Source organism: Pantoea sp. GABEPS69 (assembly GCF_045780835.1).
Taxonomy (GTDB): domain Bacteria; phylum Pseudomonadota; class Gammaproteobacteria; order Enterobacterales; family Enterobacteriaceae; genus Pantoea; species Pantoea septica.
The window spans coordinates 834,698-853,831 of sequence record NZ_CP118618.1 but is presented as its reverse complement, the minus strand read 5'-3'; the positions used below and the strand labels follow the sequence as shown (position 1 = coordinate 853,831).

23 protein-coding genes are annotated in these 19,134 nt (G+C 56.3%); 18 read left to right on the top strand and 5 right to left on the bottom strand.

The features are described 5' to 3' along the window. Positions 1–60 precede the first annotated feature (60 nt). The 16 genes from PVE98_RS04030 (at position 61) to PVE98_RS03955 (ending at position 13,194) form a co-directional block, all read left to right on the top strand. Positions 61–1,284, top strand: coding sequence for a DUF262 domain-containing protein (locus tag PVE98_RS04030; protein ID WP_333620513.1), 1,224 nt, complete (start codon positions 61–63; stop codon positions 1,282–1,284). Between the two features lie 6 nt (positions 1,285–1,290). Beyond that, positions 1,291–2,088, top strand: coding sequence for a HEPN domain-containing protein (locus tag PVE98_RS04025; protein ID WP_333620514.1), 798 nt, complete (start codon positions 1,291–1,293; stop codon positions 2,086–2,088). 80 nt (positions 2,089–2,168) lie between these two features. Next, on the top strand, positions 2,169–2,747 hold the full coding sequence (locus PVE98_RS04020) for a phage baseplate assembly protein V (RefSeq protein WP_407568546.1): 579 nt from the start codon (positions 2,169–2,171) through the stop codon (positions 2,745–2,747). Continuing rightward, entirely contained in the window at positions 2,744–3,100 is a 357-nt protein-coding gene (locus tag PVE98_RS04015) for a GPW/gp25 family protein (protein WP_333620516.1), read from the top strand. Before PVE98_RS04020 ends, PVE98_RS04015 begins: the two co-directional genes overlap by 4 nt. Then, positions 3,087–4,001, top strand: coding sequence for a baseplate J/gp47 family protein (locus tag PVE98_RS04010; RefSeq protein ID WP_333620517.1), 915 nt, complete (start codon positions 3,087–3,089; stop codon positions 3,999–4,001). The genes PVE98_RS04015 and PVE98_RS04010 overlap by 14 nt, the downstream gene beginning before the upstream one ends. After that, positions 3,998–4,609: a phage tail protein I gene (locus PVE98_RS04005; protein ID WP_407568545.1), complete on the top strand. Its 612-nt coding sequence runs from the start codon at positions 3,998–4,000 to the stop codon at positions 4,607–4,609. Before PVE98_RS04010 ends, PVE98_RS04005 begins: the two co-directional genes overlap by 4 nt. Beyond that, on the top strand, positions 4,606–5,739 hold the full coding sequence (locus PVE98_RS04000; RefSeq protein WP_333620519.1) for a phage tail protein: 1,134 nt from the start codon (positions 4,606–4,608) through the stop codon (positions 5,737–5,739). The genes PVE98_RS04005 and PVE98_RS04000 overlap by 4 nt, the downstream gene beginning before the upstream one ends. After that, positions 5,739–6,329: a tail fiber assembly protein gene (locus tag PVE98_RS03995; RefSeq protein WP_333620520.1), complete on the top strand. Its 591-nt coding sequence runs from the start codon at positions 5,739–5,741 to the stop codon at positions 6,327–6,329. The genes PVE98_RS04000 and PVE98_RS03995 overlap by 1 nt, the downstream gene beginning before the upstream one ends. Positions 6,330–6,446: 117 nt before the next feature. Next, complete coding sequence (locus tag PVE98_RS03990) at positions 6,447–7,616, top strand: phage tail sheath protein (protein ID WP_333620521.1); 1,170 nt, start codon at positions 6,447–6,449, stop codon at positions 7,614–7,616. A gap of 12 nt (positions 7,617–7,628) precedes the next feature. Further along, the gene (locus PVE98_RS03985) at positions 7,629–8,144 is read left to right on the top strand and encodes a phage major tail tube protein (RefSeq protein ID WP_333620522.1); all 516 of its coding nucleotides are present in this window, start codon (positions 7,629–7,631) and stop codon (positions 8,142–8,144) included. A 54-nt stretch (positions 8,145–8,198) separates the two neighbouring features. Then, entirely contained in the window at positions 8,199–8,501 is a 303-nt protein-coding gene (locus tag PVE98_RS03980) for a phage tail assembly protein (RefSeq protein ID WP_033752527.1), read from the top strand. Between the two features lie 11 nt (positions 8,502–8,512). Further along, positions 8,513–8,638: a GpE family phage tail protein gene (locus PVE98_RS03975; protein ID WP_224481611.1), complete on the top strand. Its 126-nt coding sequence runs from the start codon at positions 8,513–8,515 to the stop codon at positions 8,636–8,638. Beyond that, a complete protein-coding gene (locus PVE98_RS03970) occupies positions 8,631–11,315 on the top strand; it encodes a phage tail tape measure protein (protein ID WP_333620523.1) in 2,685 nt (894 codons plus the stop codon). The genes PVE98_RS03975 and PVE98_RS03970 overlap by 8 nt, the downstream gene beginning before the upstream one ends. Further along, positions 11,315–11,800, top strand: coding sequence for a phage tail protein (locus PVE98_RS03965; RefSeq protein ID WP_333620524.1), 486 nt, complete (start codon positions 11,315–11,317; stop codon positions 11,798–11,800). The genes PVE98_RS03970 and PVE98_RS03965 overlap by 1 nt, the downstream gene beginning before the upstream one ends. Next, complete coding sequence (locus PVE98_RS03960) at positions 11,797–12,894, top strand: phage late control D family protein (protein ID WP_333620525.1); 1,098 nt, start codon at positions 11,797–11,799, stop codon at positions 12,892–12,894. Before PVE98_RS03965 ends, PVE98_RS03960 begins: the two co-directional genes overlap by 4 nt. Before the next feature lie 69 nt (positions 12,895–12,963). Then, a complete protein-coding gene (locus tag PVE98_RS03955) occupies positions 12,964–13,194 on the top strand; it encodes an ogr/Delta-like zinc finger family protein (RefSeq protein ID WP_333620526.1) in 231 nt (76 codons plus the stop codon). A 147-nt stretch (positions 13,195–13,341) separates the two neighbouring features. Here the strand turns inward: PVE98_RS03955 and rplS are convergent, their stop codons facing one another. The 5 genes from rplS to ffh all read right to left on the bottom strand — a co-directional run bounded on the left by rplS (position 13,342) and on the right by ffh (position 16,850). Further along, a complete protein-coding gene (gene rplS, locus PVE98_RS03950; RefSeq protein ID WP_033752010.1) occupies positions 13,342–13,689 on the bottom strand; it encodes a 50S ribosomal protein L19 in 348 nt (115 codons plus the stop codon). Positions 13,690–13,731: 42 nt separating this feature from the next. Continuing rightward, positions 13,732–14,493: a tRNA (guanosine(37)-N1)-methyltransferase TrmD gene (trmD, locus tag PVE98_RS03945; protein ID WP_033752014.1), complete on the bottom strand. Its 762-nt coding sequence runs from the start codon at positions 14,491–14,493 to the stop codon at positions 13,732–13,734. Between the two features lie 35 nt (positions 14,494–14,528). Next, on the bottom strand, positions 14,529–15,077 hold the full coding sequence (gene rimM, locus PVE98_RS03940) for a ribosome maturation factor RimM (RefSeq protein WP_033752018.1): 549 nt from the start codon (positions 15,075–15,077) through the stop codon (positions 14,529–14,531). An 18-nt stretch (positions 15,078–15,095) separates the two neighbouring features. Further along, positions 15,096–15,344: a 30S ribosomal protein S16 gene (gene rpsP / locus PVE98_RS03935; protein WP_007893313.1), complete on the bottom strand. Its 249-nt coding sequence runs from the start codon at positions 15,342–15,344 to the stop codon at positions 15,096–15,098. Between the two features lie 144 nt (positions 15,345–15,488). Continuing rightward, positions 15,489–16,850, bottom strand: coding sequence for a signal recognition particle protein (gene ffh, locus PVE98_RS03930; protein WP_333620527.1), 1,362 nt, complete (start codon positions 16,848–16,850; stop codon positions 15,489–15,491). A gap of 168 nt (positions 16,851–17,018) precedes the next feature. Here ffh and PVE98_RS03925 point away from each other — a divergent pair, with 168 nt between their 5' ends. Both PVE98_RS03925 and PVE98_RS03920 read left to right on the top strand, forming a co-directional pair. Then, complete coding sequence (locus PVE98_RS03925; protein WP_096073717.1) at positions 17,019–17,816, top strand: inner membrane protein YpjD; 798 nt, start codon at positions 17,019–17,021, stop codon at positions 17,814–17,816. Positions 17,817–17,834: 18 nt separating this feature from the next. Continuing rightward, positions 17,835–19,121, top strand: a complete 1,287-nt coding sequence (locus PVE98_RS03920; protein ID WP_033752031.1) for an HlyC/CorC family transporter — start codon at positions 17,835–17,837, stop codon at positions 19,119–19,121. The last annotated feature ends 13 nt before the right edge of the window (positions 19,122–19,134 follow it).

Here is a 19,134-nt window from a genome sequence, read left to right as displayed (position 1 = left end):
AAATTAATGAATATATTATGTGGGTATGGTCGGGTTTTATATAAACATTAAGGAAGGTCTATGTCTAGTTTCAAATTAGATTTGGGTTTTGATCAAGACTCTGAAAACATTAAAAAGGATGACTTTATCGAAGATGAAGGCCTAGACGAAAATGGAGATGATAACAAATGGACTGATCAACAAAAGCGTGAGGTTGGCAATGCGGTTGTTTTCTCTACAGACTGGACTACAGAGACGATCGTTAATCAAATTCATAAGGGTAATATTGAATTAAATCCTAACTTCCAAAGGCGTGACGCTTGGACGACAAAAGAAAAGAGTCGTTTTATCGAATCTTTGGTTTTAGGATTCCCCATTCCACCAATTGTGCTGGCAGTAAATAACAACGACAGAGGAAAGTACATAGTATTAGATGGCAAGCAAAGACTGCTTTCCATTTATAGTTTTTTTGCTAGCAAGGGTTCGGAGGTGACCCCACTTAAACTTACAGGAATGAAGGTTAAAGACGAATTAAACAACTTCACCTTCGCGCAATTAAGCACCATCCCTGAGTTCGCTAATGACATATCATTTTTAGAAAATCAGCCTATTCGAACTATTGTTATAAAAAATTACCCACACGAATCTTTTTTATATGAGGTTTTCTTAAGGTTGAATACTGGAAGTAAACCTCTTTCACCTCAAGAACTCCGACAGGCATTGCATCCAGGCGACTTTACCACCTATCTTGATAAATTTGCTGCATCGAGCGAATCGCTAAGAAATATTTTAAATAAGAAAAACCCTGACTTTCGTATGAGAGATGTTGAATTGTTGTTGAGGGAGCTATCATACCAATTTTTCCTATCAGACTATGAGGGCGATCTTAAAAAATTTCTTGATGACGCCTGCAAGAACCTTAATAAAACATGGCACATCAATAAAGATAAAGTGGAAAATTATTGTAATGAATTCGAAAATGCACATAATTTTACCATTTCAGTATTCCAGAAAAATGCTTATAGGAAATATATTAGAGGTGAATTTGTAAATAGGTTTAACAGGGGGGTTTTAGACTCAATGGCATATTACTTTGTACACAAGGATGTAAGAGATTCTTTACAAGGGAAGCACGAGGAAATAGTAAGTGCATATATAGAACTTTGCGAAAAAGATTCTACTTACATGGATGCAATTGAATCAACAACCAAAACCATACCTGCGACTTTTTATAGATTGACTGCATGGGGCCAAGCTTTACAAAACCTTGGAGCCCCAGTCCAAATTCCAGAGTTTAAAGGATGAAATCAAATGGCATCCTTATCGAAGATTGAAATAGAAATCTTACGCTCCTGTGACATTACAAAGTCATCAGAGCTTTTTATTAATTTTTTTTATAGAACGGTGGAGCTAGAGAAAAAATTCATCGATGAAAGCGTCATTCTCTTGGCGTTATCATCAGAGGATTATGACCAAGATCCTACAAATATATTTGACCAAGATTTGTTACGCGCCTTTCGATTATTGTGTCATTCAGAAACCGAGCACCTACTTGAAAATTTAGCTGACAAGTTAAGCGACGAAGAATACAAAAGCTGGAAGTTGAATGGTATTCCAAGTGATATAGTGGTTAACATAGTTGCTTGTCACTATTCAGGTTGGGATAAGTTAGATTGTAGTGTGAAAGAGTACAAACCTTTTACAGATAATCAGCTGAAAAAACATGACGGCCAAGTCACCATGGCTGCAACGGAGAAAGCATATAGTGCATACAAATATAGCCTTTTAAAGAATCACGGCGTTAAAGAGGATAATTTCAGGAGCATGTTTATTCCTCTTGGTATATCTGAAAAAAATCATCAAACCTTAATGCAGCAACTTGAAAACTTCGGTGGATTGCGTGGAATGGTAGCGCATACAGGAAATGCAGTAAATACACCAATAAACCCCATCGATGAAAAAAAATTAATTATAGATATTGTCAAGGGGATATATTTGCTTGACAAAGAAATAGATGCAAGGCTTAAGGAGCAAGGCCGAGCGATGATTGCTCGCATTAATGAAATGCAAAATACGTTATCTCAACTTCAACAATCTCAGCCTCAGTGATATTCCAACTCAGCTTTGTGTGATTTAACAAACAAAGCTGAGTTCTTCAAATAATTATCCATTTCACAGAAAGTTAAGTTATGGATAAAAAACTTACCGAAATCATGCGCCTCATCACCAACCTGATCCGCACCGGCACCGTGTCCGAAGTGGACCCGGTCAACTGGCTGTGCCGGGTGAAAACGGGCGACATCGAAACCAACTGGATTAACTGGCTCACCACGCGCGCCGGCAGCACCCGCACATGGTGGAAACCCACCGTCGGCGAGCAGGTTGTGCTGCTGAGCCTGGGCGGCAACCTCGAAACCGCGTTTGCGCTGCCCGCCATTTATTCCGACGCCTTTCCGCCACCGGACTACTCAGAAAATGGCGCGACAACCGTGTTTCAGGACGGCGGCTGGTTTCAGTACGAGCCGGAAACCGGCCAGCTGCTGATAAAGAACATCAAAAGCGTGCGCATTGAGGCGGCGGACGGGATTCAGCTCATCACTGAGCAGTTTGGCGTGGACGCTGACCAGACCCGGATCAACAGCGAAACCGTGATGAACGGTGCGGTGACGCAGGGCGGCGGCGGCATGAGTTCAAACGGCGTCGTGGTGCATACCCATCAGCACGGCGGCGTGAAGTCCGGCACCGATATGTCAGGAGGTCCGCAATGATGTATCTCGGCATGAACCGCGACACCGGCGAGGCGATCACCGACATCGACCATATCCGCCAGAGCGTGCGCGACATCCTGATGACGCCGGAAGGCAGCCGCCTGCAGCGCCGGGAATACGGCTCGCTGCTGTCGGCGCTGATTGACCAGCCACAAAACGACGTGATCCGCCTGCAGGTGATGGCGGCGGTGTATACCGCGCTCAGCCGCTGGGAGCCGCGCATCAGGCTGAACACCGTCAACATTACCAGCGCTTTTGACGGCTCAATGGTGGTTGAACTGACCGGCCAGCGGGATGACGGCTCGCCGGTTGCCATGTCTGTTTCAACGGGGGTGAACAGTGGCAGTAATTGACCTTTCCCAGCTGCCCGCGCCTGAAGTGATTGAGGTGCCGGACTTTGAAACCCTGCTGGCCGAGCGCAAGGAGGCGCTGATCGCGCTCTACCCGACGGAGGAGCAGGCGGCGGTGCGCCGCGTGCTGGCGCTGGAGTCCGATCCGATGGTGAAGACGCTGCAGGAAAGCACCTACCGGGAAATCCTGCTGCGCCAGCGCATCAACGAGGCGGCGCAGGCGGTCATGGTGGCGTACGCGCTCGGCAGCGATCTGGACCAGCTGGCCGCAAGCTATAACGTCCAGCGCCTGACCGTGACCCCGGCTGACCCTGACGCGGTGCCGCCGGTCGATGCCGTGAAGGAAACTGACGATGCCCTGCGCGTGCGCGTGCCGGAGGCGTTTGAGGGACTGAGCGTGGCCGGGCCGACGGCGGCCTATGAGTTTCACGCAAAGAGCGCGGACGGTCGCGTCCAGGACGTGTCGGCAACCAGCCCGTCACCGGCCAGCGTCGTGATCACCGTCCTGAGCCGTGAAGGCAACGGCGAAGCGGCAGAGGATTTACTGGCTACAGTGAACACCGCCCTGAACGCGGAAACGGTGCGGCCCGTAGCGGACCGCGTCACCGTGCAGGGCGCGACCATTCATGACTACAGCGTGAAGGCAACGCTGCACCTGTTTGATGGCGTGGCGGCTGGCCCCTGCCTTGAGGCGGCAAACGCGCAGCTGGCCGCTTACCTCACCGAGCAAAAAAAGCTGGGCCGCAGCGTGCGCCGCGAGTCCTATGGGGCGGTGCTGCGCGTGCCCGGCGTGGACTGGGTGGAAATGATCGAACCGGCTGCGGACATCATCCTGGACCGCACGGCGGCGGGTAACTGCACCGGCACGGACATTTCGGTGGCGGCTGACGAGGTGCTGACATGAGCAACAGCAGCCTGATGCCGTCCGGCTCGTCCGCGCTGGAGCGCCGCCTGGCGGAAGCCTGCAGCGGCATTACCGGTCTGAACGTGCCCCTGCGTGACCTGTGGAACCCGTCAGCCTGCCCGGTCAGCTTTTTGCCGTATCTCGCCTGGGCGTTTTCGGTGGACCGATGGGACGAAGGCTGGGCGGAAAGCGTCAAGCGTCAGGTAGTGCTCGATGCGTTTTATATTCATCAGCACAAGGGAACCATCAGCGCTATCCGGCGCGTAGTGGAGCCGTTCGGGTTCCTGATCCGCGTGATTGAGTGGTGGAAAACCGGCGAAGCACCCGGCACGTTTCGTCTGGACATCGGCGTGCAGGACCAGGGCATTACGGAAGAAACCTATCACGAGCTGGAGCGGCTCATCAGTGACGCCAAACCCTGCAGCCGTCACCTGCTGGGCATGTCCATCAACCTGCAGGTGAGCGGCGAAACGCGCATAGCCGCCGCGAGCTATGACGGTGACGATCTCTCGATTTACCCGTATACCCCGGAAATTCTTTCCGTCAGCGGCCCGACGTATGCGGGCGCGGCGGTTCACGTTATCGACCTGATGGAAGTGGGACAATGACACAAAAATTTTACGCAATCGTGACCAACCTCGGCGCGGCCAAAATTGCCAATGCCGCCGCGCTCGGCACAAAGCTGAACATCACGCAGATGGCCGTGGGCGACGGCGGCGGCACGCTGCCCACGCCGAACGCCAGCCAGACAAAGCTGGTAAACGAGGTGCGCCGGGCAGCCATCAACACGCTGAGCATCGATCCGGCCAACGCCAGCCAGGTGATTGCCGAGCAGGTGATCCCCGAAACGGAGGGCGGATTCTGGATCCGGGAAATGGGCCTGTTTGATGCAGACGGAACGCTGATAGCGGTCTGCAATACGCCGGAAACCTACAAGCCCGCGCTGCAGGAAGGCAGCGGACGCACGCAGACCGTGCGGATGCTCATCATCGTAAACAGCACCGACGCCATCACCCTGAAGATTGACCCCTCCGTGGTGCTGGCTACCCGTAAATATGTTGATGACAACATTCTGACGGTCAGGCAGTACGCGGATCAGCTTCTGGCAGACCATGTAGCAGCTGCCAATCCGCATAATCAGTATCCGTTAATCAAGAACGCCCTGAAGGAAATGGCTGATGCCGGTTTACTGCCGGACGTTCTCAAAAACCTCGGTTTAGGCGAAGGCTCGCCAGTCATAGGTTCGCCGTTCCCCTGGCCGCACGCGAAAATGCCCAACGAGCTGTTCCCCTCAATGGCGGGCATGGTCTTTCTAAAAAGTAACGGGGCGAGCTTTAGCGGCACGCTTTATCCAAAGCTGGCGCTGGCTTATCCGGGACTGGTGCTAACAGATTTGCGGGGCGAGTTTATAAGGGGATGGGATGACGGGAGAGGAATAGACAGTGGGCGTAAAATTTTGTCAGCGCAAGGACATGCATTTAAGGACCACGCTCACAATCTGCAGATCTGGACCGGCTCACCAACGACCTCAAGCAATATAGGTCAGACCGGAAATTTCGCGCCACTGGCAACGGGCGGCGATGGCGGGATAGTCAACACTGATGCCGCACCGCAGGGTCTGCCATCAGCGGTGCGGGCCGTCGGTACGCGCACTGTTACTGCAGATAATGCAGCCAATATCAGCACAGAGACTCGCCCGCGCAACGTCGCATTTAACTACATCGTGAGGGCTGCATAATGGCTAAGGTGACGCTTGATAAAAATGGCCTGGCGAAATCGGCCGGCACGCTGACTATCTACAGCTTTAACAGTATTACCGGCGAGTTTACCGGCTCAGCTGATGAGTACCTGCAGCAGGGTGTCGGGCTTCCTGCGAGCGCCTGTACTGTCGCCCCGCCGCAAACAGACGCGGGAAACGTTGCTGTATATCGTGATGGCGGCTGGCAAAACGTTGCCGACCATCGAGGCGAAACGGTCTACTCCGTTGCAGATGGCTCGGCAACCGTAATATCAGAGCTAGGCGATTATCCGGCAGATACGACACCGCTTGCGCCCGCAACCGCCTGGGATCAGTGGGATGGTGAAAAGTGGGTGACTGATGCAGATGCACAGCTGGCCGCCAATATGAAGAGCGCAGACAGGCAGAAATCTGCGCTCATCAGCGAGGCGAACGGCGTAACGCAGGCATGGCAGACGCAGCTGCTGCTCGGCATCATCACGGATGCAGACAAAGCCTTGCTCACCGAATGGATGAAATATATTCAGGCGGTGCAGGCTACAGACCTGACGAACGCGCCTGACATCAGCTGGCCGGTAAAACCAGAGTAAATTACAGGCCCTTTCGGGCCTGTTTGCTTTGTGCCATTCCCCGCACAATGTCCGCAGGGTGCGCCCTAGCCCGTCACCTTTCACCATAGCGGAACCCCTTTACAGGAGAACCGCCACATGGCTCAGGATTATCACCACGGAGTGCGCGTTGAGGAAATCAACGAGGGCACCCGAACTATTACCACCGTCAGCACGGCAATCGTCGGTCTGGTCTGTACCGGCGACGACGCCGACGCGGCAACTTTTCCGCTCAACCGCCCGGTGCTGCTGACCGACGTGCTCACCGCCAGCGGCAAGGCTGGCGAGTCCGGCACGCTGGCCCGCTCGCTGGACGCCATTGCCGATCAGTCCAAGCCCGTCACCGTCGTTGTGCGCGTGCCGCAGGGCGAAACCGAGGCGGAAACCACCGCTAACATCATCGGCGGCGCGACCGACGGCCAGCGCACCGGCATGAAGGCGCTGCTGGCCGCGCAGGCCGTCTGTGGCGTCAAGCCGCGCATTCTCGGCGTGCCGGGACATGACACGCAGGCCGTTGCGACCGAGCTGCTGAGCGTGGCGCAGAGCCTGCGCGGCTTTGCCTACCTGTCGGCCTACGGTTGCAAAAGCGTAGAAGAGGCCATTGCCTACCGCGCCAACTTCAGCCAGCGCGAAGGGATGCTTATCTGGCCTGACTTCATCAACTTTGACACCGTGCTGAAAGCGGACGCGACGGCCTACGCCACCGCTCGCGCGCTCGGTCTGCGCGCCAAAATCGACGAGCAGACCGGCTGGCACAAGTCCCTGTCAAACGTCGGGGTGAACGGCGTCACCGGCATTTCCAAAGACGTCTTCTGGGACCTGCAGGATCCGGCAACGGACGCGGGCCTGCTGAACCAGAACGACGTCACCACGCTGATCCGCAAAGACGGTTTCCGCTTCTGGGGTTCCCGCTGCCTGAGCGACGACGCGCTGTTTCAGTTTGAGTGTTACACCCGCACCGCGCAGGTGCTGATGGACACCATGGCAGAGGCGCAGATGTGGGCCGTTGACGGTCCGCTGAACCCGTCGCTGGCCCGCGACATCATCGAGAGCATCCGCGCGAAGCTGCGCAGCCTGGTGAATCAGGGCTACCTCATCGGGGCGGACTGCTGGCTGGATGAAAGCGTGAACGACAAGGACACGCTGAAGGCGGGCAAGCTGACCATCGACTACGACTACACGCCGGTGCCACCGCTGGAAAACCTGCTGCTGCGCCAGCGCATCACTGACCAGTACTTGGTCGATTTCAGCAGCCGCGTGAGCGCATAAGGAGACTGAAACATGGCATTACCCCGCAAGCTCAAGCACCTGAATGTGTTTAACGCAGGCAACAACTGGCAGGGGCTGGTTGAGTCCATCACCCTGCCGAAAGTCGCCCGCAAGTTTGAGAAGTACCGCGGCGGCGGCATGGCCGGTGCGGTAGACATCGACATGGGCCTGGACGACGGCGCGCTGGATACGGAGTTCACTGTAGGCGGCACCGAGGCGCTGCTGTTCAAGCAGCTGGGCACCGCCACCGTGGACGGCGTGCAGCTGCGCTTTACCGGCTCTATCCAGCGCGACGACACCGGCGAAGTGCAGGCGGTCGAACTGGTCACGCGCGGCCGCTACAAAGAGCTGGATTCCGGCGAGTGGAAAACCGGCGATTCAAGCACCACCAAGGTATCCGCGACCAACAGCTACGCCAAGCTGACCATTAACGGGGAAGTGGTTTACGAGATTGACCTCGTGAACATGATCCACATCGTGGACGGCACCGACCTGATGGAAGCGCACCGTAACGCGCTCGGCCTCTGATAAACCCGGCAGGGGCAACCCTGCCGCTCTGAAACGTATAAACGGAAAATAACCATGACCGACAAAACTACCGAAAAAGCTGTTGAGCTGGACACCCCCATTCTGCGCGGCAAAACCGAAGTTACCAGCGTGACCGTGCGCAAGCCGCAGGCCGGGGCGCTGCGCGGCATCCGCCTGCAGGCGCTGATGGATATGGACGTTAACGCGATGATGGCCGTGCTGCCGCGCGTCACGAACCCGGCGCTGACCGTGCAGGAAATTAACGAAATGGACCCCGCCGATCTGCTGTCCCTGTCGGTCGAGGTGATCACTTTTTTGTTGCCGAAGTCGGCGCTGTCAGCTTTCCCGACAGCCTGACGGTAGAAGATTTGGTAGCGGACATCGCTACCGTTTTTCACTGGCCGCCGCCGGTGATGTACGCGGAGTCTCTGACGGACGTGCTGGAGTGGCGGCATAAAGCGATGCAGCGTAGCGGAGCCGGTGACGATGAGTGATACAAACCTGCGGCTGCAGGTGGTATTAAGCGCGGTGGATAAAATCACGCGCCCCTTTCGCAGCGCGCGCGACGGCTCAAAGGAGCTGTCTGCCGCGCTGAAGGCCAGCAAAGACGGCCTGAAATCCCTTAACGAGCAGGCGGGCCGCATTGACGGTTTCCGCAAAACCCGCTCACAGCTTGCCGTTACCGCCAACAACCTGAAGGCCGCCCGCGAGGAAGCGGCGCGCCTTGCCGTGCAGTTTACCGAAACGAACAGGCCCACGGCGCAGCAGGCCAGACTGCTTGAGCAGGCAAAGAACCGCGCCAGCCAGCTGCAGCAGACCTATAACGGCCTGCGCCTGTCGGTGCAGCGCCAGCGTGAGGCGCTGAACGCGGCGGGCATTGACACAAAACAGCTGAGCGAGGCGCAGCGCCGGCTGAAAACGGACGCGCAGGCGGCAACCGGGGCCATCGAGCGCCAGCAGGCAGAGCTGCGCAAGCTCGGCGAGCGTCAGCAGAAGATTCGCGACATCCAGGCACGGCATGAAAAGCTGACCGAGACGCGCAACAAGCTGGCCGGTAACGGCGCGGGCATAGTGGCAACCGGCGTTGCTACCGGCGCGACCCTGATGGCTCCGGTGCGCGCCTATGCGGACTCGGAGAACGCCGCGACGCAGCTGGCCGCCTCCATGATGGGGCCGGGTGCCAAGGTGCTGCCGGAGTATGAAAAAATCAACAGGCTGGCGGTGAGCCTGGGCGACAAGCTGCCCGGCACCACGGCGGACTTTCAGAACATGATGACCATGCTGCGCCGCCAGGGCATGAGCGCGCAGGCGATCCTGGGCGGGCTGGGTGAGGCGACGGCCTATCTCGGCGTACAGCTGCAGATGGCCCCGACCGATGCGGCGGAGTTTGCGGCGAAGCTGCAGGACGCCACGCAGACCAGCGAAAAGGACATGATGGCGCTCACCGACATCATTCAGAAGGGATTTTATGCGGGCGTGGATTCGGAAAACATGCTGCAAGGCTTTTCCAAAATCGGCAGCGCCATGGACATCATTCACCAGAAAGGGATTACTGCTGCGAAAACCTTCGCGCCACTGCTGGTTATGGCTGATCAGGCCAGCATGTCTGGCGAGTCGGCGGGCAACGCCTACCGCAAGATTTTTCAGGCAACGCTCAATAATAAAAAAATTGGTGACGCGAATGATGTATTGGCTGGTACAGGGATAAAGCTGAATTTCCAGAACAAAAAGGGGCAGTTTGCCGGGCTGGAAAATTTGTATGCGCAGCTGGCGAAGCTGAAAAAAATCACCAGCGACAGCAAGCGCCAGTCCGTTTTGAATACGTTGTTTGGTGATGACGCGGAAACCCTGCAGGCGCTGAACATCATGATCAGCAAGGGGATCGAGGGCTATCGGGAAACTGCAGCGAAGCTCGACAACCAGGCGTCTCTGCGCGAGCGCGTAGACGCCTCGCTGAAAACATTATCTAACCGCTGGGATGCGGCGAGCGGTTCGTTCACGAATGCTTTAGCTGCCATTGGGGAAACTGTAGCACCCGCGCTTAAACAGCTGGCCGACTGGCTCGGAGATCTCGCCAGCGCGCTCGGCAGCTTTGTGAAACAGCACCCGCAGATAACGGCGGCGCTGTTCAAGATGGCAGCAGGTTTTGCCATCGCTGCGACGGCTATAGGTGCTGTGATGCTGGCAGCTGCAGCAGTATTTGGGCCAATGCTGATAATGCGCGTACTTATGAATAAGGCGGGCCTCCAGGCGTTTAGTTCGTTTGGCCTCATGCGTAAGGCTATTGGCCTTGTCGGTAATGGCGTGCTGTGGCTGGGGCGGCTGATGATGGCGAACCCCATTCTGGCCGTGATCGGGCTGATTGCCATGGGGGCTATATATATCTGGCAGAACTGGGACACGCTGGGGCCGAAGTTTGCCGCGCTGTGGGACGGCATCAGCACCAAAGTCAGCAATGTATGGACGGCGATCCGCGCCTACATCAGCACCAAATGGGAGGAAATCGTGGCTGACGTGAAGGCGCTGCCCGCGCGCTTTCAGGAAGCTGGCTCGCAGATGATTGATGGCCTGCTGGCAGGCATCAGCCAGAAATGGGATGCGCTCAAAAGCAAGCTGTCCTCGCTGACTGATTACCTGCCGGACTTTCTGAAGCCCGGCAATGACAAGCCAGGCGCACCGGCGCAGGCAGCACGACCACGCCCGGCGCAGGTCACGGCAGACGGGAAAGTGTCGCTGCCGCCGGGCGGCTTCCCGGCGTTTCCGAGGATGTACGACACCGGCGGGCATATTCCGTCCGGGCAGTTCGGCATCGTCGGGGAAAACGGGCCGGAAATTGTGAACGGCCCGGCCAACATAACCAGCCGCCGCCGCACTGCCGCGCTGGCCGCCTCTGCCGCGCTGGCGATGGGCATGGCTGCTACGCCAGCGGCTGCGCGTCCGCTGCATCCGATGAGCCAGCCCTCGCAGGCATACCGGCAGGAAGCGGCACGACCGCAACCGGTGGGCAGTGTATCGCCCGTGACCATTCATGCCCCTATCACCATTATGCAGCAGCCAGGGCAGAGCGCGCAGGACGTGGCGGACGAGGTTATGCGCAGACTTGAGGCAAAAGAGCGACAGGCGAAGGCCCGCGCCCGCAGCAGCTACCACGACAGAGAAGGATTTGAATAATGATGATGACGCTGGGGATGTTCGTTTTCATGCTGCAGACCATCCCTTATCAGGAGTTGCAGATCCAGCGCAGCTGGCGGTTTCCTTCAAACAGCCGCGTAGGCGTGCGCTCGTCCCTCCAGTTTTTGGGGCCGGATAATGAAACGCTGACGCTTTCGGGCGTTCTGCTGCCGGAGATTACCGGCGGCAGGCTGTCACTGCTGGCGCTGGAACAGATAGCAGAGCTGGGGCGCGCGTGGCCGCTGATAGAGGGAAGCGGCACCATTTACGGCATGTTTGTAATCGAGAGCCTGAGCCAGACCAAAGCGGAGTTTTTCAGCAGTGGCGTCTGCCGGCGCATTGAGTTCACGCTCACCCTGAAGCGCACCGACGAAACGCTGGGCGAAATGTTCGGCAGTCTGAGCGATCAGCTCTCAGCCATGAAGGGTGCGGCGACGGACGCCGCGGGTAAAGTTACCAGCATGATGGGAGGGCTGCTTTCATGAGCGCCACGAAATGGATAAACGGGCAGGCAAATTCCCCTTCTTTCAGGCTGACGCTTGAGGGCGCGGACATCACGCAGAAGATTGAGAAGCGGCTTATGAGCCTGACGCTCACGGATAACCGGGGGTTTGAAGCTGACCAGCTGGACATCGAACTGGACGACGCAGACTGCCAGCTGCTGCTGCCCCGCCGGGGCGTATCTCTGTCGCTCGCGCTCGGCTGGCAGGGTGAGGCGCTTTTTCCGAAAGGCACCTTTATCGTGGATGAGATTGAGCACTCCGGCACGCCTGACCGGCTGACCCTGCGCGCCCGCAGCGCCGACTTCAGGCAGACACTCAATACCAAGCGTGAAAAATCATGGCACCAGACGACTGTGGGCGACATCGTGAAAGACATTGCAGGCCGCCACAAGCTTAAGATCGCCCTGGGTGATGATGTGGCGAAGATGGCCGTAGATCACCTTGACCAGACCAACGAGTCAGACGCCAGCTTTCTGATGCGCCTGGCGAAACAGTCAGGCGCGATAGCCTCAATCAAAAACGGCAATCTGCTGTTCATACGTCAGGGGCAGGGAAAAACGGCCAGCGGTAAGGCGCTGCCGGTGATCACCATTCAACGCAAGGATGGCGACAGCCACCGCTTTACCATGGCTGATCGCGACGCCTACACCGGCGTGATTGCCAGCTGGCTGCATACCCGCGAACCGGCAAAAAAACCGGTGGCGAAAGTAAAGCGCAGGCGGAAAAAGACGACAAAGAAAAAAGAGCCAGAAGCCAAACAGGGCGATTACCTGGTCGGAACGGATGAAAACGTTCTGGTGCTGAGCCGTACCTATGCAAACCGGGCCAATGCAGAGCGCGCGGCCAAAATGCGTTGGGAGCGGCTGCAGCGCGGGGTTGCGTCGTTTTCTATACAGCTGGCTCGCGGCCGGGCAGATCTCTACACCGAGATGCCGGTAAAGGTGAGCGGCTTCAAGCAGCAGATAGATGCGGGCGAATGGATTGTCACGACGCTTACGCACAGCCTCAGCGCGGACAGTGGCTATACGACTAGCTTAGATTTAGAAGTAAAAATCGATGATTCATCCATGCAATAGCAAAATATTTTACCCATTTTGAGATTTTAGAGTTAACATTCGCAGAAAAGACCACAGGACGAATCCGAAATGATGAACTGCCCGATGTGCTTACACGCCGCTCATACCCGTAGCAGCGTCCAGCTGTCCGAAAACACAAAGGAAAGATACAACCAGTGCCAGAACATTAACTGCGGCTGCACCTTCAAATCCCTTGAGACGGTGACGGACATTATTATGCGTCCGGGCAGAGTGAACCCCGCCCCGCCCCATCCTTCACGAGCAACAGCTAAAGCCTCGCAAGGCAACCTCTGGTTATAACCCGCTTCGGCGGGTTTTTTATTGCCTACATCTGACCGCAAAGTAAATCTGCGTAGCCAATCCGTGGACAAGAGCATAAAAAAAGGGGCTGGCACCACGCCAATCCCTTGTTTTCTATTAACTTTTAGATGTCGCGTTAGCGATACCTTAGTTAAGACGCTCTTTGATACGAGCTGACTTACCAGTACGCTCACGCAGGTAGTACAGTTTGGCTTTACGCACAGCACCACGGCGTTTGACAGAGATGCTGTCGATGACCGGAGAGTGAGTCTGGAAGACACGCTCAACGCCTTCGCCGTTAGAAATCTTACGAACAGTGAATGCAGAGTGCAGACCGCGGTTACGAATAGCAATAACCACGCCCTCGAATGCCTGCAGACGTTTTTTAGAACCTTCAACGACCCATACTTTCACTTCCACGGAATCACCCGGGCGGAAGGAAGGTACGTCCTGTTTCATCTGCTCTTGTTCAATTTGCTTGATAATGTTGCTCATAATTAAATCTCTTATCCTGGGTAAACTGATAGTCGCGGGAGATTACTCTGCCGCCTCATCGTTTTGTTGCTGATGTTCCAGCTGGAACGCTTTCAGCAACCTTGCTTGCTCTTCAGTCAGAGCCAGGTTTTCCAGAAGTTCAGGTCTTCTTAGCCAGGTACGGCCCAGCGACTGTTTCAGGCGCCAACGGCGAATCTCTGCATGGTTGCCAGACAGTAAAACTGCCGGTACCTCCATGCCTTCCAGCACTTCAGGTCGGGTATAGTGCGGACAGTCCAGCAAGCCGTCAGAGAACGAATCCTCCTCGGCTGACGCCTGCTTGCCCAGCACGCCAGGAATTAACCGGGCCACTGAGTCAATCATCGTCATGGCTGGCAGTTCGCCGCCGCTGAGCACGTAGTCGCCGATTGACCACTCTTCGTCAATTTCGGTTTTAATTACGCGCTCATCAATACCTTCATAGCGGCCGCAGACCAGAATTAACTTCTGCTGCGTCGCCAGTTCGCAAACGCCCTGTTGGTCAAGTTTGCGTCCCTGAGGTGACAGGTAGATTACCCTGGCCCCTTCTCCCGCCGCCGCTTTCGCTGCGTGGATTGCATCCCGTAAGGGCTGCACCATCATCAGCATTCCCGGTCCGCCGCCGTAAGGACGATCGTCCACCGTGCGGTGCCGGTCGTGAGCGAAATCGCGAGGACTCCAGCTCTCGATGCTGAGCAGGCCATTTTTTACTGCCCGGCCAGTTACCCCGTAATCGGTAATTGCGCGAAACATCTCTGGAAAGAGGCTAATAACACCAATCCACATCGTTTTCGCCGTTACGTTACCTTGCGATTCGGAGATCAAAAACCAGGATCCCAGTCTACTTCAATGACGCCAGTAGCGAGATCGACTTTCTTGATAACCTGTTCATCAAGAAACGGAATTAACCGCTCCTTCACACCGAACGCATCTTTCAGGTTCGCCTTAACGACGAGTACGTCGTTCGAGCCGGTCTCCATCATATCGATGACTTTGCCCATCTCGTAGCCGTCAACGTTGACCACCTGGAGACCCATCAGGTCTTTCCAGTAGTAATCGCCGTCATCCAGCTGCGGCAGCTGCGCCGAGTCGACCGTAATTTCGCAATTGGTCAGCTGCGTCGCCGCGTCCCGATCGTCAATGCCTTTGACTTTGATGATCAGGTCCTGATTGTGATGCCGCCAACTTTCCAGCTCAACCTGCTGCCATTTACCGGCGCGCTGAATGAACCAGGGTTGGTAGTCGAAGATACTTTCGGCCGCTTCGGTGGAGGAAAACACTTTGAGCCAGCCACGTATGCCGTAGGCAGCGCCCATTTTGCCCAGTACGAGGGGCTTAACGGGAGGCTGTGCGGCAACTTCTTTGCTCATGCTCACCACCGTGACAGATTAAGCTGCTTTTTTTGCTTCTTTGATCAGCGCGTTAACGCGATCTGAAAGCGTTGCGCCCTGGCCAACCCAGTGCTCGATACGGTCCAGATCCAGACGCAGACCTTCAGCCTGACCAGATGCGATCGGGTTGAAGAAACCAACGCGTTCGATGAAGCGACCGTTACGTGCATTGCGGCTGTCAGTAACGACGACCTGATAGAACGGACGCTTTTTAGCGCCGTGACGTGCCAAACGAATTGTTACCATAACATCCTCTTAAGTTAATAAAACAACCGGGCCCCATTGAGGGAACGGGGCCCGGGTGCAATATAAAAAGCCCGAAAATTTTACTCATTTCGGCGCAAAAAGCAACCTGTGAGGGCAACCTTTCGGGCTTTTATTGCCGAACGCTTAGCGTCCGGGGAATCCTGGGGGCATCATGCCTTTCATACCGCGCATCATTTTCGCCATGCCGCCCTTCTTCATTTTCTTCATCATGCGCTGCATATCGTCGAACTGCTTCAGCAAGCGGTTGACGTCCTGCACCTGCATGCCGGCGCCAGTAGCGATGCGGCGTTTGCGCGAGCCTTTGATAATCTCCGGCTTCTCGCGCTCTTTGCGCGTCATGGAGTTGATAATCGCCTCCATACGCACCAGCACCTTATCGTCCAACTGCGACTTCACGTTGTCCGGCAGTTGCCCCATGCCCGGCAGTTTGCCCATCAGGCTCGCCATGCCGCCCATGTTGCGCATCTGCTTAAGCTGCTCGAGAAAGTCGTTGAGGTCGAAACCGTCGCCGGTTTTGAGCTTTTTCGCCAGCTTTTCCGCCTGATCGCGGTCAACCTTGCTCTCGATATCCTCGATCAGCGACAGCACGTCGCCCATGCCGAGAATACGCGAGGCGATACGATCGGGATAGAAAGGCTCCAGCGCCTCGGTTTTCTCACCGACGCCCATAAACTTGATCGGTTTGCCGGTGATATGACGAATCGACAGAGCCGCACCGCCGCGCGCGTCGCCGTCGACCTTCGTCAGGATGACGCCGGTCAGGGGCAGCGCTTCGTTAAAGGCTTTCGCCGTGTTCGCCGCATCCTGGCCGGTCATGGCGTCGACCACGAACAGCGTTTCGACCGGATTGATCGCGGCGTGCACCTGCTTGATCTCATCCATCATCGCTTCGTCGACGTGCAGACGACCGGCGGTATCCACCAGCAGCACGTCGTAGAACTGCAGCTTCGCTTCTTTCAGCGCGTTCTTAACGATGTCGACCGGCTTCTGGCTCAGATCGGACGGGCAAAAATCGACGCCGACCTGCTGCGCCAGGGTTTCAAGCTGTTTGATCGCCGCCGGGCGATAAACGTCCGCAGAGACGACCAGCACTTTCTTCTTGTGCTTTTCGCGCAGGAATTTACCCAGTTTGCCGACGCTGGTGGTTTTACCCGCGCCCTGCAGACCTGCCATCAGCACCACGGCCGGCGGCTGCGCGGCCAGGTTAAGCGCGTTATTCTCCGCGCCCATCGCCGCAACCAGCTCGTTGCGCACGATTTTGATAAACTCCTGGCCTGGCGTCAGGCTTTTGTTGACGTCGTGCCCCACCGCGCTCTCTTTGACGCGGTTGATAAAGTCGCGCACCACCGGCAGCGCAACGTCCGCTTCCAGCAGCGCCATGCGCACTTCGCGCAGCGTGTCTTTGATGTTGTCTTCTGTCAGCCTTCCGCGGCCGCTGATATTGCGCAGGGTTTGCGACAAACGATCGGTTAAATTGTCAAACATTGTCTCTCACTCAAAAAAAATCGCGAGGCGCCTGATCGGCATAATGCGGCGGATTATAACACGAAGCTGCAACGATCTCTGCTATTGCGCCTCAGATCGGTTGGAGGCGGCTTCGGCTGGCGCTATACTGCCTTTTTCCTTTCATCTCGCTGATACCTGTAAGGATCTATGTCCGTTTTCTCGCTCCTGGCGCTGTTCGCCTACTCCCTGAGTATTGCACTGATTATTCCCAGCCTGTTGAAGCGCAATAGCGGCTGGCGGCGAATGGCGGTGCTTTCCGCCTGTTTCGCGCTGGTGGCGCACGCCGTGGCGCTGCAGCAGCGCATCTTCGCCGTCGACAGCGGGCAGAACCTCAGCCTGCTGAATATCGGCTCGCTGGTGAGCCTGCTTATCTGCGCCATTATGACCATCGTCGCCTCGCGCAACCGCGGCTGGCTGCTGTTGCCGGTCGTCTACAGCTTCGCCCTGATCAATCTGGCGTTCGCCACCTTTGTGCCTAACGCCTTTATCACCCATCTTGAAACCACCCCGGGCATGATGATCCATATCGGCCTGTCGCTGTTCGCCTACGCGACGCTGATTATCGCCGCGCTCTACGCGCTGCAGCTGGCATGGATCGACTATCAGCTGAAAAACAAAAAGCTGGCCTTTACCCAAGATATGCCGCCGCTGCTGAGCATCGAGCGTAAAATGTTTCATATCACCCAGGTTGGCGTCGTGCTGCTGACGCTGGTGCTCTGCACCGGCCTGTTTTATATGCATAACCTGTTCAGCGCCGAGAACGTCGATAAAGCGGTGCTGTCGATTCTTGCCTGGTTCGTCTATATCGTTTTGCTCTGGGGCCACTATCATGAAGGCTGGCGCGGACGTCGCGTTGTGTGGTTCAACTGCGGCGGCGCGCTGCTGTTGACTATGGCCTACTTCGGCAGTCGTATCTTACAGCACCTGCTGACTCACTCGTCTTAACCAAAAGGAAGTTCTGCGTTGGAACAGGTTTCAACCACCACCCTTATTATTATTCTGGTCGTTATGGTGCTGGTTTCCGCCTGGTTCGCCGGGTCGGAAACCGGCATGATGACGCTTAACCGCTATAAGCTGCGCCATCAGGCGAAAAATGGCAGCCGCGCCGCCCGCCGGGTGGAAAAGCTGCTGCGGCGCCCCGACCGCCTGCTCAGCCTGGTGCTGATCGGCAACAACCTGGTGAATATTCTGGCTTCCGCGCTCGCTACCATCGTGGGCATGCGCCTGCATGGCGATGAGGGCGTCGCCATTGCGACCGGCATCCTGACTTTTGTCGTGCTGGTGTTTGCGGAAGTGCTGCCGAAAACCGTGGCGGCGCTCTATCCCGAGCGGGTCGCCTTTCCCAGCAGCATGCTGCTGGGCCCGCTGCAGATTGTTATGTCGCCGCTGGTCTGGCTGCTGAACACCATCACGCGCCTGCTGATGCGTATGGCCGGCATGAAAACCGAGGGCGCCGCCAGCTCGGCGCTAAGCAAGGAAGAGCTGCGCACCATTGTCTACGAGTCGCGCAGCCTGATGTCGCGCCGCAATCAGGATATGCTGCTGTCAGTGCTCGATCTGGAAAAAGTCAGCGTTGACGACATCATGGTGCCGCGCAACGAAATCGTCGGCATCAATATCAACGACGACTGGAAGTCGGTGATGCGCCAGCTCAGCCACTCGCCCCACGGCCGCATCGTGCTGTTCCGCGACTCGCTGGACGACTGCGTCGGCATGCTGCGCGTACGCGAAGCCTGGCGCACCATGACCGAGAAGAAAGAGTTCAACAAAGAGACCCTGCTGCGCGCCGCCGATGAGATCTACTACGTACCAGAAGGCACGCCGCTCAATATTCAGCTGGTAAAATTCCAGCGCAACAAAAAGAAAGTCGGTCTGGTGGTGGATGAGTATGGCGATATCAAAGGCCTGGTAACAATCGAAGATATTCTGGAAGAGATCGTCGGCGACTTTACCACCTCAATGTCCCCTACCCTTGCGGAAGAGGTGATGCCGCAGAACGACGGCTCTGTGCTGGTGGAAGGCAGCGCCAACGTGCGGGAAATTAACAAGGCGTTTAACTGGCATCTGCCGGAGCAGGAAGCGCGCACCATCAACGGCATGCTGCTGGAAGCGCTGGAGGAGATCCCCGAGATCAACACCCGCGTCGAACTGGCGAACTACGCCGTCGATATTCTTGACGTGCAGGACAATATGGTAAAGCAGGTGCGCATTACGCCGCAGACGCCGCTGAAGTCCTCTGTCGGCTCCTGACGACGCCCGCCCA